The organism is Micromonospora globbae (assembly GCF_003610785.1).
Classification (GTDB): Bacteria; Actinomycetota; Actinomycetes; order Mycobacteriales; family Micromonosporaceae; genus Micromonospora; species Micromonospora globbae.
In genome coordinates, this window is record NZ_RAQQ01000013.1 from 83240 (window position 1) to 95883 (window position 12644).

General features: G+C 74.5%; 12 protein-coding genes. 6 read left to right on the forward strand and 6 right to left on the reverse strand.

Annotation, left to right across the window (positions count from 1 at the left end):
* Positions 1 to 2 precede the first annotated feature (2 nt).
* The 6 genes from D7I43_RS18730 to D7I43_RS18755 all read right to left on the reverse strand — a co-directional run bounded on the left by D7I43_RS18730 (position 3) and on the right by D7I43_RS18755 (position 6980).
* Positions 3 to 1142, reverse strand: a complete 1140-nt coding sequence (locus tag D7I43_RS18730; RefSeq protein WP_120329826.1) for an acyl-CoA dehydrogenase family protein — start codon at positions 1140 to 1142, stop codon at positions 3 to 5.
* Complete coding sequence (locus tag D7I43_RS18735; RefSeq protein ID WP_240033042.1) at positions 1139 to 2758, reverse strand: acyclic terpene utilization AtuA family protein; 1620 nt, start codon at positions 2756 to 2758, stop codon at positions 1139 to 1141. The genes D7I43_RS18730 and D7I43_RS18735 overlap by 4 nt, the downstream gene beginning before the upstream one ends.
* 56 nt (positions 2759 to 2814) lie before the next feature.
* The gene (locus D7I43_RS18740; RefSeq protein WP_120329828.1) at positions 2815 to 3636 is read right to left on the reverse strand and encodes a TIGR03084 family metal-binding protein; all 822 of its coding nucleotides are present in this window, start codon (positions 3634 to 3636) and stop codon (positions 2815 to 2817) included.
* 35 nt (positions 3637 to 3671) lie between these two features.
* Entirely contained in the window at positions 3672 to 4277 is a 606-nt protein-coding gene (locus D7I43_RS18745) for a TetR/AcrR family transcriptional regulator (protein WP_120329829.1), read from the reverse strand.
* Positions 4278 to 5358: 1081 nt separating this feature from the next.
* Positions 5359 to 6102 carry a metallophosphoesterase family protein gene (locus D7I43_RS18750; protein WP_120329830.1) on the reverse strand — a complete coding sequence of 248 codons (744 nt, stop codon included), beginning with the start codon at positions 6100 to 6102 and terminating at the stop codon, positions 5359 to 5361.
* Between the two features lie 200 nt (positions 6103 to 6302).
* Entirely contained in the window at positions 6303 to 6980 is a 678-nt protein-coding gene (locus D7I43_RS18755; RefSeq protein ID WP_088981720.1) for a Crp/Fnr family transcriptional regulator, read from the reverse strand.
* 220 nt (positions 6981 to 7200) lie between these two features.
* On the opposite strand from D7I43_RS18755, the gene D7I43_RS18760 reads away from it, so the two are divergent.
* From D7I43_RS18760 to D7I43_RS18785, 6 genes are all read left to right on the forward strand, one after another.
* The gene (locus D7I43_RS18760) at positions 7201 to 7863 is read left to right on the forward strand and encodes an adenosylcobinamide amidohydrolase (protein WP_120329831.1); all 663 of its coding nucleotides are present in this window, start codon (positions 7201 to 7203) and stop codon (positions 7861 to 7863) included.
* A 56-nt stretch (positions 7864 to 7919) separates the two neighbouring features.
* Positions 7920 to 9074 (forward strand): CapA family protein, encoded by a 1155-nt coding sequence (locus D7I43_RS18765; RefSeq protein ID WP_120329832.1) that lies wholly within the window; start codon positions 7920 to 7922, stop codon positions 9072 to 9074.
* A 96-nt stretch (positions 9075 to 9170) separates the two neighbouring features.
* On the forward strand, positions 9171 to 9959 hold the full coding sequence (nth, locus tag D7I43_RS18770; protein WP_120329833.1) for an endonuclease III: 789 nt from the start codon (positions 9171 to 9173) through the stop codon (positions 9957 to 9959).
* Positions 9956 to 10606: a TlpA family protein disulfide reductase gene (locus D7I43_RS18775; protein ID WP_120329834.1), complete on the forward strand. Its 651-nt coding sequence runs from the start codon at positions 9956 to 9958 to the stop codon at positions 10604 to 10606. Before nth ends, D7I43_RS18775 begins: the two co-directional genes overlap by 4 nt.
* Positions 10607 to 10626: 20 nt before the next feature.
* Positions 10627 to 11295 carry an NUDIX hydrolase gene (locus D7I43_RS18780; RefSeq protein WP_120329835.1) on the forward strand — a complete coding sequence of 223 codons (669 nt, stop codon included), beginning with the start codon at positions 10627 to 10629 and terminating at the stop codon, positions 11293 to 11295.
* A gap of 146 nt (positions 11296 to 11441) precedes the next feature.
* A complete protein-coding gene (locus D7I43_RS18785) occupies positions 11442 to 12620 on the forward strand; it encodes a MarP family serine protease (protein ID WP_120329836.1) in 1179 nt (392 codons plus the stop codon).
* The last annotated feature ends 24 nt before the right edge of the window (positions 12621 to 12644 follow it).

Genomic DNA, 12644 nt, shown 5'->3' on the forward strand with positions numbered 1-12644 from the left:
GCTCACAGCCCCATGCCCTTCGCGATGATGTCGTTCATGATCTCCGTGGTGCCGCCGCCGATGCCGAGGATGCGCGCGTCCCGGTAGTGCCGCTCCACCTCGGCGTCGCGCAGGTAGCCGAACCCGCCGTGCAACTGGAGCGCCCGGTCCACGACGTCGGCGCAGGCGGCCACCGCGACGTTCTTGGCCATCGCCACCTCGGTGACCACCGGCTGGCCCGCGGCGACCCGCTCGGCCACCTCGTGCACGTACGCGCGGGCCGCCTCGGCGCGGGTGTGCATCTCCGCGAGGCGGTGCCGGATGAGCTGCCGACCGGCCAGGGGCCGCCCGAACGTGCTGCGGTCCCGGCACCAGCGCACGGCCAGGTCGACGCAGCGCTGCGCGGTCGCGTACGCCTGCGTGGCCAGCGAGAGCCGTTCCGCGGAGAACTGCTGCATGATCGTCAGGAAGCCGGTGTCCTCGGGGCCGATCCGGTTCGCCACCGGCACCCGTACGTCCGAGAAGGACAGCTCGGCGGTGTCCGAGCAGTGCCAGCCCAGCTTCTCCAGCCGCCGGCCCACCGTGAAGCCGGGCGTGCCCTTCTCGATGACCAGCAGGATCAGCGAGCCGGAGCCGGGGAAGTCGGTGCAGGCGGCGGTGGTCACGAAGTCCGCCCGGATCCCGCTGGTGATGTACGTCTTCGACCCGTTCACCACGTAGTGGTCGCCGTCGCGGACCGCACAGGTGCGGATGCCGGCCACGTCGGAGCCACCGTCCGGCTCGGTGATCGCCAGCGCGCCGATCATCGTGCCGGCGAGTGTCGGCCGGACGTACCGGTCGACGAGGTCGGCGTTGCCGGCAGCGACCATGTGCGGCAGGGCGATCCCGTGCGTGAACAGCGCGGCGACCAGGCCGGACGAGCCGCCGGAACGGATGATCTCCTCGGTGACCACGATCGAGTCGAGCAGGTCACCGCCGCTGCCGCCGACCGCCTCCGAAAAGCCGACGCCGAGCAGGCCGACCTTCGCGGCGGTCTCGTGCAGCGACCGGGGCACCTCGCCGGCGCGCTCCCACCCGTCCAGGTAGGGCAGGACCTCCTTCGTCACGAACGCCCGGGTCAGCTCGCGGAGCTGCCGCCGCTCCGGGGTGTCCACGATGGTCACGACGGCACCTCCGGGATGAGATGGACGGGCAGGTCGACGACCCGGGAGCGGAGCAGCTCCCCGAGCGCCTTGGCCTGGGGGTCGAACCGGGTGGACGCGGCCACCCCGGGACCGAGCAGCCCGCGGATCACGAAGTTGAGGGCGCGCAGGTTCGGCAGCTCGTACCGCTCGACGGTCAGCGGGGCGGTCTCCGGCAGCAGGTCGGCCAGCCGTGCCACGGTCAGCCAGCCGCGCAGCCAGTCGTAGCCGGCGTCGTCGCGGGCCCAGACGCCGAGGTTCGCGTCGCCGCCCTTGTCGCCGGACCGGGCACCGGCGACCGTGCCGAGGGGAGCGCGCCGGGTGGCCGCCGCGGGGAGTACGGCGGGCGGCCCGTCCTGGTGGGCCGGCGGCTCCTGGACCTGTGTGACGTGCGGGGGCGGCACGGGCACGCGGACGCCGTCGGGCAGCACCGCGACGTGCGCCACGGCGTCCTGCGGCACGGCGTCCACGGTGAACACCCCGTACGGCGTCGCGTCCCCCGGCGGCGTGGTGAGCGTGCAGCCGGGGTAGGAGGCGAGCGCCAGCTCGACGGCGGCCGCCGAGAAGACCCGGCCGGCCCGCGCCCGGTCGCCGTCGCGCAGGTGCACGTGCAGCAGCGCGCTCGCCGTCTCGGTGTCCGACGAGTCCGGATGGTCGGTACGCGCGAGCACGAACTCCAGCCCCGCCGTACCGACGGCGTCCTCCACCTGGCGCCGGACCAGCGCCGCCTTGGCCGGGATGTCCAGCCCGCACAGGACGAACGTCATCGAGTTGCGGAAGCCGCCGAGGTTGGCGACACCGACCTTGAGGGTCTCGGGCGGGGGCGTCCCGCGTACGCCGGTCACGCGTACCCGGTCCGGCCCGTCGGCGTGCAGCGTCACCGTGTCGAGCCGGGTCACCACGTCCGGCCCCAGGTACGCCGGTCCGCCCACCTCGTACAGCAGTTGCGCGGTGACGGTCTCCACGGTCACCGCGCCTCCCGTCCCGAGGTGCTTGGTGATCACACAGGAGCCGTCCGCGTACACCTCCGCGATGGGGAAGCCGGGGCGGCGGCCGCCGTCGGGCAGCTCGGTGAAGAAGCTGAAGTTGCCGCCGGTGACCTGGGCGCCGCACTCGACGAGGTGCCCGGCCACGGTGGCGCCGGCGAGCGCGTCGAGGTCGTCGCGGCCCCACCCGTACCGCGCGATGGCGGGCCCGACGACGAGCGAGGCGTCGGTGACCCGTCCGGTGACCACCACGTCCGCCCCGCCGTCCAGGCAGGCGGCGATCCCGAACGCGCCGAGGTAGGCGTTCGCCGTGAGCGCGTCGGGCCGGGGCAGCGCGTCGCCTTCGACGTGACCGACGCGCACGGCGAGGCCGAGCCGGTCGGCCAGGGCGCGGATCGCGGCCGCGAGTCCAACGGGGTTCAGCCCACCGGCGTTGGTGACCAGCCTGACTCCGCGGTCGAGCGCGGTGCCGAGGCAGTCCTCGAGCTGGCGCAGGAACGTCTTCGCGTAGCCGAGCGCGGGATCACGCATCCGGTCCCGGCCGAGGATCAGCATGGTCAGTTCGGCCAGGTAGTCGCCGGTGAGCACGTCCAGCTCGCCGCCGTCGAGCATCTCCCGCCAGGCGGTGAACCGGTCGCCGTAGAAGCCGGAGGCGTTGCCGACGCGGATCACGCGGGAACTCCCGAGCTGTCCGGCGCGTCGGCGGGGCCGCCCGTTCGCGGCGGGCGGCCGGCGCCGGGTGGGCCGGCGAAGGCCTGTGCCACGTCCATCCACTCGTCGGCCACCGGCCCGGTGGCCGCCAGCGCCAGGTCGGCGCGGTGCCGGCGCTGGGTGACCAGCAGGCAGAAGTCCCGCGCCGGTCCGGTGACCCGGTCGACGGCGTCCGCCGGGCCCCAGCTCCAGGTGTCCCCGCCGGGCCCGGTCAGGTCCACCCGCACCGGCGCCGTCGGCACGGCACGGCCGTGGGCGGCGAAGCTGTGGCCGAGGGTACGCACACCGAGGTGGGCGACGTGCCGGAGCCGCTCGGTGTCGGGCCGGCGTACGCCGAGCGCGTCGGCCACGTCCTCGCCGTGCGCCCAGGTCTCCATGATCCGGGCGGTGGCCATCGAGGCGGGCGACATCCGGGTGCCGTACCAGGGCAGCTTCTCGCCGGGCGGTACGGCGGCGAGGGCCGCGGCGAGCGAGGCGCGCCCGGCGCGCCAGCGGTCGAGGAGCGCGGCCGGCGGGGCGAGGAACTCCTCGGCGCCGTGGTCGACCATGCGGGCCGGGTCGGGGGCGGAGGTGACCGTGGCGAAGAAGGCGTCGGCGTCGGTGGCGGCCAGCAGGGCCACGTGGTCGGTCCAGGCGAGGTGCGCGATCTGGTGGGCGATCGTCCAGCCCGGCGCCGGGGTGGGTCGGTCCCAGTCGGCCGGCGGCAGGGGGCGGACCAGCGCCTCCAGCGCTTCGGATTCGTCGGCCAGGTCGGCGAGCAGGTCCGTCAGGTCGACCATGGTGCCTCCGGTCTGGTCGTGCCCGGTGGGGCCGGTCAGGGCGTGAGGAGCGTGGAGAGCTGGCGCTTCCAGGTGTTCAGCAGGGCGGTACGGCGGGCCGAGTCGTCGGTGAGCAGGTTCGCCACCCCCAGGCCGCGGAGCAGGTCGAGCGTGGCCTGGACCGCCTCCCGGACGCCGGGGCGCCGCTCGTCCACGCCGAGCAGCGCCACGGTGAGCCGGTGCATCTCCCGGCCCACCCGGGCCTCCAGCGGCACGAGGGCCCGGCGCAGCTCCGGGTCGGTCCGGGCGGCGACCCAGAGTTCGAGCGCCGCGACGAAGAGCGGGCCGGTGAACGCCGCGGCCAGCAGGTCGACCACCCGGTCGAGCCGCTGCGGGCCCGCCGGCAGGGCCTCCGCCTCCGTGCGCAGCTCGGCCGCCCGGCGTTCGGCGAGGTGGTCGACGGCCGCGGTGACCAGGGCCGCCTTGGTCGGGTAGTGGTGCAGCTGAGCACCACGCGACACCCCGGCCCGGGCAGCGACGAGGGTGGTCGTGGTGCCGGCCCAGCCGTGCTCGACCAGGCACTCGACGGTCGCCTCCAACAGCCGTGCCTGGGTCGCCCGGCTGCGCTTTTGTCGAGGGACGCGGGTCGATGCGGCGGCCACGGGGACAGCGTGCCGGCCCCAAAACAAACAGTCAAGCCTGACTTTTTCTGGTGGTGCCCGCCCGGTCCTCCGCCACCAGGCCGGGCCGTGCTGCCCGCTGGGACCTCGGTGCCCGCCTGGGCCGTGGTGCGAGCCTGGGCCGTGGTGCGAGCCTGGGCCGTGGTGCCTGCCTCGCTGCCAGCGGGAGCCTCGGCTGTGGTGCCCGCCGGGGCCGTAGTGCCTACCTCAGCCTTGGTGCCTGAGTCGGCTGCAGCGCGAGCCTCGGGCGTGGTGCCTGCCTCGGCTGTAGTGCTTGCCTCGGCAGCAGTGCCTGCCGGATCGCTGTCGAGCTGCCCCATATCTGAGACACCCGATGGCGGCGTGCGGCAGTCGCGCCCCTACAACCGCACGGACTGTCGATCCCCGACCGCCATGCAGACCGTCGATCCCCGACCGCCATGCAGACTGTCGATCCCCGACCGCCATGCAGACTGTCGATTCCCGACCGCCATGCAGACCGTCGATCCCCAGCCGTCAATGCCGACCGCCGGTCGCCGGCTGGCCGACCGCCGGGTAGCGACTGCCGGGTGGCGACTGCCGGGTGGGGGATGACCGCCGGGTGGCGACGCCGGCTGGCCGACCGCCGGGTGGCGACTGCCGGCTGGCCGACCGCCGGGTGGCGACTGCCGGCTCGCCGACCGCCGGGTGGCGACTGCCGGCTGGCCGACCGCCTGGTGACCGACCGCCGAGTGGGGGTGACCGCCGGCTGGCCGACGGGGCAGCCGCGGGTAGGTCGACCGAACGCCTGCCCCATATCTGGGGCAGCTCGACAGGACACGCATATGCCCAGGCCGGCGCGCCCGGTTGGAGGCGATGGCGCTCCGGCCCATCTGCTCGACCGCTTCAAAGCTGATGTCGTGAGCGACTCAGCATCGTCGGAAGGCCGCCCTAGCGGGACCCGGCATAGCAGGGCGGGCCGGCGCCCTCGGCTGGGGCCTGGCCTGGTGGGGCCTGGTGCTCATGGAACTGGGCTGGCACTCGGCGCGTTTGCGGAGCCGGGAGCCGGGAGCCGGGAGCCGGGAGCCGGGAGCCGGGGGCCGGTTCAGCGACCGTCGCGGGGCGCGAACACGGCCAGCGCGTCCGCGTCGCTGTGTCGGGACCGCAGGTACTCGTCGGCGAACTCGGCGGCGCCGGGGAAGGTCGACTCGGCGGCGACCTGGGCGCACGCGGCGTCCACATCGAAGTCGGTGCGCCGCAGCTGCACGCCCGGCCCCAGCAGTGCCCAGTACGCCCCCGGCCCGCCGTACGGCATGCCCACGCTGCCGGCGTTGACCATCAGGCGCCGGTCGACCAGCCGCGTGAACGGCATGTGGGTGTGGCCGCAGACCACCGTGCGTACCTCTGCCGGGACGCCGGCGAGGACCTCCGCCCACCGGGCCATCCGGGTGTCGACCAGCACGACCTCCTCGTCGTCCCGGGGCGTGGCGTGACAGAAGAGCACCGGGCCGAGCCCGCGGATCTCCAGCGTCACCGTGAGCGGCAGCGCCGCCAGCCGTTCGACCTGGTCGGCGCGGAGCTGGCCGGCGGCCCAGGTCGAGACCTCGATGGGAAGGCTGCGCCCCGCCCGTGCCTCGACCAGCTCCCGGTCCGCGTTGCCGCCCACCCAGCAGACCCGGTCGCCGAGCCCGGCGAGCCGGTCGAGCACCTCGACCGGCTGCGGCCCGGCCGCGATGTCGCCGGTGAGCACGATCAGGTCCGCGGTGGCCACGTCCGGCTCGGCCAGCACGGCCTCCAGCGCGGGCAGCACCCCGTGGATGTCGGAGAGTACGGCGACACGGTTCAGCACGGGCCCCAGCCTGCCGGCCGGCCGCGCCGGCGGTCCAGGAATTCTGCCCCGGGCAGACGACCCGGAGGACGGCGACCAGCCCGCACCGGCCCCGGGCCGGCACCCGACAACCGCCCCGACCGGCACCCGAAACCGGCCCGGGCCGACGGTGCGGTCCGGGCCGGGTTGCTCGGCGAGGCGGGGGGCGGGGCCCCTACGCGTCAGACGCGGGCGCGGCGGGCGAGGCGCTCCGGGTCGAGGATGATGATGCTCTTGCCGTCCAGCCGCAGCCAGCCACGCGAGGCGAAGTCCGCCAGCGCCTTGTTGACCGTCTCCCGGGAGGCGCCGACGAGCTGGGCGATCTCCTCCTGGGTGAGGTCGTGGGTGACCCGCAGGACGCCGCCGTCGCGGGTGCCGAAGCGCCCGGCCATCTGGAGCAGGTTCTTCGCCACGCGGCCCGGGACGTCCGTGAAGATCAGGTCGGCCAGCGAGTCGTTGGTCCGGCGCAGCCGGCGGGCCAGCACCCGCAGCAACTGCTCGGCGATCTCCGGCCGGTTGTTCAGCCACGGCCGCAGCGCCTGCTTGCGCAGCCGGACCAGACGGGTGTCGGTCACCGCCGTGGCCGTCGCCGTCCGGGGGCCGGGGTCGAAGAGTGACAGCTCGCCGACCATGTCCGACGGGCCCATCACCGCGATCAGGTTCTGCCGGCCGTCCGCCGCCCGGCGGCCGACCTTGATCTTGCCGGACAGCAGGATGTAAAGACTGTCGCCGGGCTCGCCCTCGTTGAAGACGACCTCGCCCTTCCGGACCTCGAGCGTCTCCATCTCCTTGGCGAGCGCCTCGGCAGCCTCCGGGTCGACACCCTGGAAGATCCCGCTGCGGGCCAGTACCTCGTCCATCGCGCACCTCCGGTTGCGCGTTGCCGTCCCTCGGCCGGGTCCGCCGTCCGCTGGTCCCCTCGCGCGCCGCCAAGTCTAGGCGCACGTGAGCGGGAATCAGAGGTGCACCCCTGGAAACTTGATCGTTGGGCGTACCGCCCAGGTTCGGTGTGACCAGTAAAATCGCGCCTCCGCGGGCCGGTGACGGCACCCCGGCCGGCCGCACCGTAGGGTCACCCGCGTGCTGAGCGACCCGCTGCTGACCACCCGCCGGGAGGACGGTCTCGACGTCCCCGTCCTGGTGTGGCGGGCCACCGCCCCGCTGCGGGCCGTGAGCTCCGCGCCGTTCGGCGGCGGCATCGGCGTACGCCACTGGGTCGTCAACGCGACAGTGCCCATGTCGTACGACCGGGACGACCCCGCCGACCACCTGGCCGCGCTCGCCCGCGGCCTCGACCTCGACGGGCCCGGCGTCGGCCTGCTGACCGGGGTCGACGTCGCCGAGGTGGTCGCCCGCGCGGACGCGGGGGTGCGGGCCTACGCGACCGTCGGGCTCGGCAACCCGGTACGAGCCGCCGAACCGGCTCCCGCGACGCTCGCCGAGCGGGTCGGCACGGTGAACATCGTGGTGTACGTGCCGGCGCGGCTCAGCGACGCGGCGCTGGTCAACGCGGTGGCCACCGCCACCGAGGCGAAGGCGCAGGCGATCACCGACCTGGGGCTGGCGGCCACGGGCACCCCGACCGACGCGGTGACCGTCTGCTGCCCGGTCGACGGCCCGGAGTCCGCCTACGGGGGCCCGCGCTCGACCTGGGGCGCGCCCCTGGCCCGGGCCGTGCACGCCGCCGTGCTGGCCGGCGGGGCCCGGCCCGTGGTGCCCTGGTCGGACCGGCTGAACGGCTGAACTTCCGGCCGATCGGCCCTGCTGTGCGGGAAACTGGCCCGGTAGGGTCGCCAGCGATGTACGCTGCCGCACCCACCTCGTCCCGTCGCCGCCTCGCCCTCGTGCTCGGCGCGCTGCTCGCCGTGCTCGTGGCCGGTTGCGCCGAGCCCGGCGCCGGGCCGGTCTGGCAGGCCGGAGCGGGTGGGGGCGCCACGGGCGCGCCGGTCACCGGCGGGCCGTCGGCGAGCGGTTCCCCGGAGGCGGACGACGAGGCCATCTCGCTCTCCGCGACCGGCGACATCATCATGGGCAACGCACCGAACCGGCTGCCCGCCAACGGGGGCAAGGGCTTCTTCGACTCGGTGAAGAAGGCGCTCGCGGCCGACCTGGTGATGGGCAACCTGGAGGAGCCCCTGACCGTGGACACCGGCACGGGCAAGTGCGGGGCCAACTCCACCCGCTGCTTCCAGTTCCGGGCCCCGCCCGAGTACGCGGCGCACCTGCGGGACGCCGGGTTCGACCTGCTCAACCAGGCGAACAACCACGGATACGACTATGGCCCCAAGGGCTACCAGAACACCCAGCGGGCCCTGGAGAAGTACGACCTGGCGCACACCGGCGCGCCGGACCAGATCACCGTGGTGGAGGTCAAGGGCGTCAAGGTGGCGGTGGCGGGCTTCTCGTCGTACGTCTGGTCCAACAGCCTCGTCGACATCGCGGCCGCGAAGGAGGTCGTCGCCAAGGCGGCCACCATGGCCGACCTGGTCGTGGTGCAGGTGCACATGGGCGCCGAGGGCGCCGACAAGACGCGGGTCCGGCCGGGCACCGAGATGTTCCTGGGCGAGAACCGGGGCGATCCGGTCCGGTTCTCGAAGGCCATGATCGACGCCGGGGCCGACCTCATCGTCGGGCACGGCCCGCACGTGCTGCGCGGGATGGAGTTCTACAAGGGCCGGCTCATCGCGTACAGCCTGGGGAACTTCGCCGGCGGCGGCAACTCGCTGAGCAACACCGGCCGGCTCGGCTGGGGCGGGGTGCTGAAGGTGTCGCTGCGCCCCGACGGCACCTTCGTGGGCGGCTCGTTCACCTCCACGTACATGAACGGGGCCGGCAAGCCGACCCTGGACCGGGGCGACCGGGGCCTGGGCCTGGTGCGGCAGCTCACCCGCAGCGACTTCCCGAAGACCGGGGCCCGGTTCGACGAGGACGGCCGGATCCGCCCGCCCGCCTGACACGGCGGACCCGATCGGGTGCCGGCGTCGCGGTCGCCCGGTGCGGGCAGGCGTGGGCCGCCGGAAGAGTCGGCGCCGCGACGTAGGCTGGCCGGCGTGACCAGTTCTCCCCCCGGCGCCACCGAGACCGACCTCGGGCGCAAGCGTCGCGCCCGGCGCATCGGCCGGGTGTTGACCGAGACCCACCCCGACGCGCACTGTGAGCTGAACCACTCCAACGCCCTGGAGTTGGCCGTCGCCACGATCCTGTCGGCCCAGTGCACCGACAAGAAGGTCAACGAGGTCACGCCGAAGCTGTTCGCGCGGTATCCGACCGCGGCCGACTACGCGGGGGTCGACCGCGGCGAGCTGGAGGAGATGATCCGGCCGACCGGCTTCTACCGGAACAAGACCGACTCGCTGATCAAGCTGGGGCAGGCACTCGTCGAGCGGTACGACGGGCAGGTGCCCGGCAAGCTGGCCGACCTGGTGACACTTCCCGGGATCGGCCGCAAGACCGCCAACGTCATCCTCGGCAACGCGTTCGACGTGCCCGGCATCACCGTCGACACCCACTTCCAGCGCCTCGTGCACCGCTGGCGGCTGACCACCGAGACCGACCCCGTCAAGATCGAGCACGCGATCGGCGCGCTGTACGAGAAGCGCGACTGGACGATGCTCTCGCACCGGGTGATCTTCCACGGCCGGCGGGTCTGCCACGCCCGCAAGCCGGCCTGCGGCGCGTGCACGCTGGCCAGGCTCTGCCCGTCCTACGGCACGGGCCCGACCGACCCGGCGCTCGCCGCCAAGCTGCTCAAGGGGCCTCGGGCCCGCGACCTGGCGGTGGCCGCCGGGATCGACCCCGCGCTGGTGCCCGCCCAGGCGGTCGCCGCGGAGGTGCCGTGAACCGTCGCGCCGCCCTCCTGTTCCTGCCGCTGCTGCTCGCCGCCGCGGCCGGCTGCACGACCACGGGTGCCGACGAGACCGCCGCGGGTGTCCCCGCCCCGACCCGGGCCGAGCGGCCGTCACCGTTCGCCGACTGCGCGACGCTGACCACCGCGCCCTCGGCCGCCGCCACGCCGGGCGGGTCCGCGGCGACCCCGAGCGGCGACCAGGGCGCCACGCCGGGGGACCGGCTGCCCGAGCTCTCCCTCACCTGCTTCACCGGCGGCGCGCCGGTCGCGTTGCGGGACGTACGCGGCCCGGCCGTCGTCAACGTCTGGGCGTCCTGGTGCCCGCCCTGCCGCAAGGAGCTGCCCGCCTTCCAGCGGCTCAGCCAGCGGGCCGGCGACCGGCTCCACGTGATCGGGGTGAACAGCCAGGACAGCCGCGGTGCGGCCCAGTCCATCGGTGAGGACCTCGGCGTCCGCTTCCCGGTCCTGTTCGACCAGGGCCAGGCGCTGCAACGGGCGCTGAACCGCAACGCCTTCCCGCTCACCCTCTTCGTCGACGGGCAGGGACGGGTCCGGCACATCGACGCCTCCGGCGCGCTGGACGACGCTCGGCTGCACGAGTTGGTCCGCGAGCACCTCGGGGTGGCGGTGCCGGCGTGACCGCAACGCCTCCCGAGTGGATGGGCCCGCTGCTCGCCCGGCTCGGCACCGCCCGGGCCGAGGACTTCACCCGGCTGGCCACGCCGGAGAGCGGCGGCCGGGAGAGCGCCGTCCTGGTGCTCCTCGGCGAGCAGCCCGGCACCGGCCCCGACGTGCTGATCCTGCAACGGGCGGCCACCCTGCGGCAGCACGCCGGCCAGCCGGCCTTCCCCGGCGGCGCGGCCGACCCGGAGGACGCGGACGCCCCGGCGACGGCCCTGCGCGAGGCGAACGAGGAGGTCGGCCTCGACCCGTCCAGCGTCACCGTCCTCGCCGAGCTGCCGAAGCTGTGGATCCCGGTCAGTGACTTCGTGGTGACGCCGGTGCTCGCGTGGTGGCACGCGCCCCACCCGGTACACCCCTGTGAGCCGGCCGAGGTGGCCCACGTGGCGCGGCTGCCCATCGCCGAGCTGGTCGACCCGGCCAACCGGGTGCGCGTACGCCACCCGAGCGGCTGGGTCGGCCCGGCCTTCTCCGTACGCGGCATGCTGGTCTGGGGCTTCACGGCCGGGGTGCTGGACGCCCTCCTCGAGATGGGGGGCTGGGCCCGCCCCTGGTCACCCGGTCGCCTGGTCGACCTGCCGCCGGTCGGCGCGACGCCGGCGCCCTCGGCGGGCACCGACGAGGTGGACGAGACGCGGGTGCACTAGCGCCGCCGCGCCGGCGCGTCCCGGCGTGATCGTCCGGCCCGCGTCACCGCCGTCGGCGCCCGGAGGTCATCCGAGCCGTGCGCCCGCTCGGTCACCTTCCGCAAGCGATGGTCATCCGACGGGCGCGGGGCCCGTAGGCTTGACCCGTGTCCGCCGTGGATCTCGTCCTGCTGCTGCTCATGCTCGTGTTCGCGATCAGCGGATACCGGCAGGGCTTCGTCATCGGGGCCCTGTCGTTCACCGGGTTCTTCCTCGGCGCGCTGATCGGTCTCCAGGCCGGGCCGATGCTGGCCCGCCAGTTCGTGGACAGCGGCACCCGGGTCCTCATCTCGCTGGTGGCCGTCTTCGGCCTGGCCGTGGCCGGGCAGGCGCTCGCCGGCTGGCTCGGGTCGAACCTGCGCGCCGCCATCACCGGCCAGGTCTTCCGCAAGATCGACGACGTGGGCGGGGCGTTCGTCTCGCTGTTCGCCGTGCTCCTCGTCGCCTGGCTGGTCGCCGTGCCGCTGGGCTCGTCGTCGCTGCCCTGGCTGGCCGCGTCGGTGCGCAACAGCGCCCTGCTCACCGTGGTCGACCGGGTGCTGCCCGACCAGGCACAGCGGCTCTCCACCGCGCTGCGGGACACCGTCGACACCAACGGCTTCCCGGACGTCTTCGGCGACCTCGCGCCCACCCGGGCCCGGCAGGTGTCCCCGCCCGACCCGGCGCTCGCCGGTTCACAGGTGGTGGCCAACGGGCAGCGGTCGGTGGTGAAGGTCCTCGGCTCCGCCCCGAGCTGCTCCCGCAGGATCGAGGGCTCCGGCTTCGTGTACGCCGACGACCGGGTGATGACCAACGCCCACGTGGTCGCCGGCACCCGCTCGGTGGCCGTCGAGCTGAACGGCGACCGGTACGACGGTGACGTCGTCGTCTACGACCCGGACCGCGACCTGGCCGTGCTCTACGTGCCCGGGCTGCCCGGGCCGTCCATGCGGTTCGCCGCGGGCAACGCGGGCACCGGCGCGGACGCCATCGTGCTGGGCTTCCCGCTCGACGGGCCGTACGACGCACAGTCCGCCCGGATCCGTGACGTCGACCGGATCACCGGGCCGGACATCTACTCCTCCGGCGACGTGACCCGGGAGATCTACACGATCCGGGCGTTGGTCCGCAGCGGCAACTCGGGTGGTCCGCTGGTCTCGGCCAACGGGCTCGTGCTCGGGGTGATCTTCGCGGCGGCGGCGGACGACCCGAACACGGGGTTCGCCGTGACCTCCGCGGAGGCGCGGCCGGTGGCCCTGGCCGGCGCCGAGCGTACCCAGGGGGTCGGCACCGGCGAGTGCACCTGACCGCGCCCGGCTCGGGTGACCGAC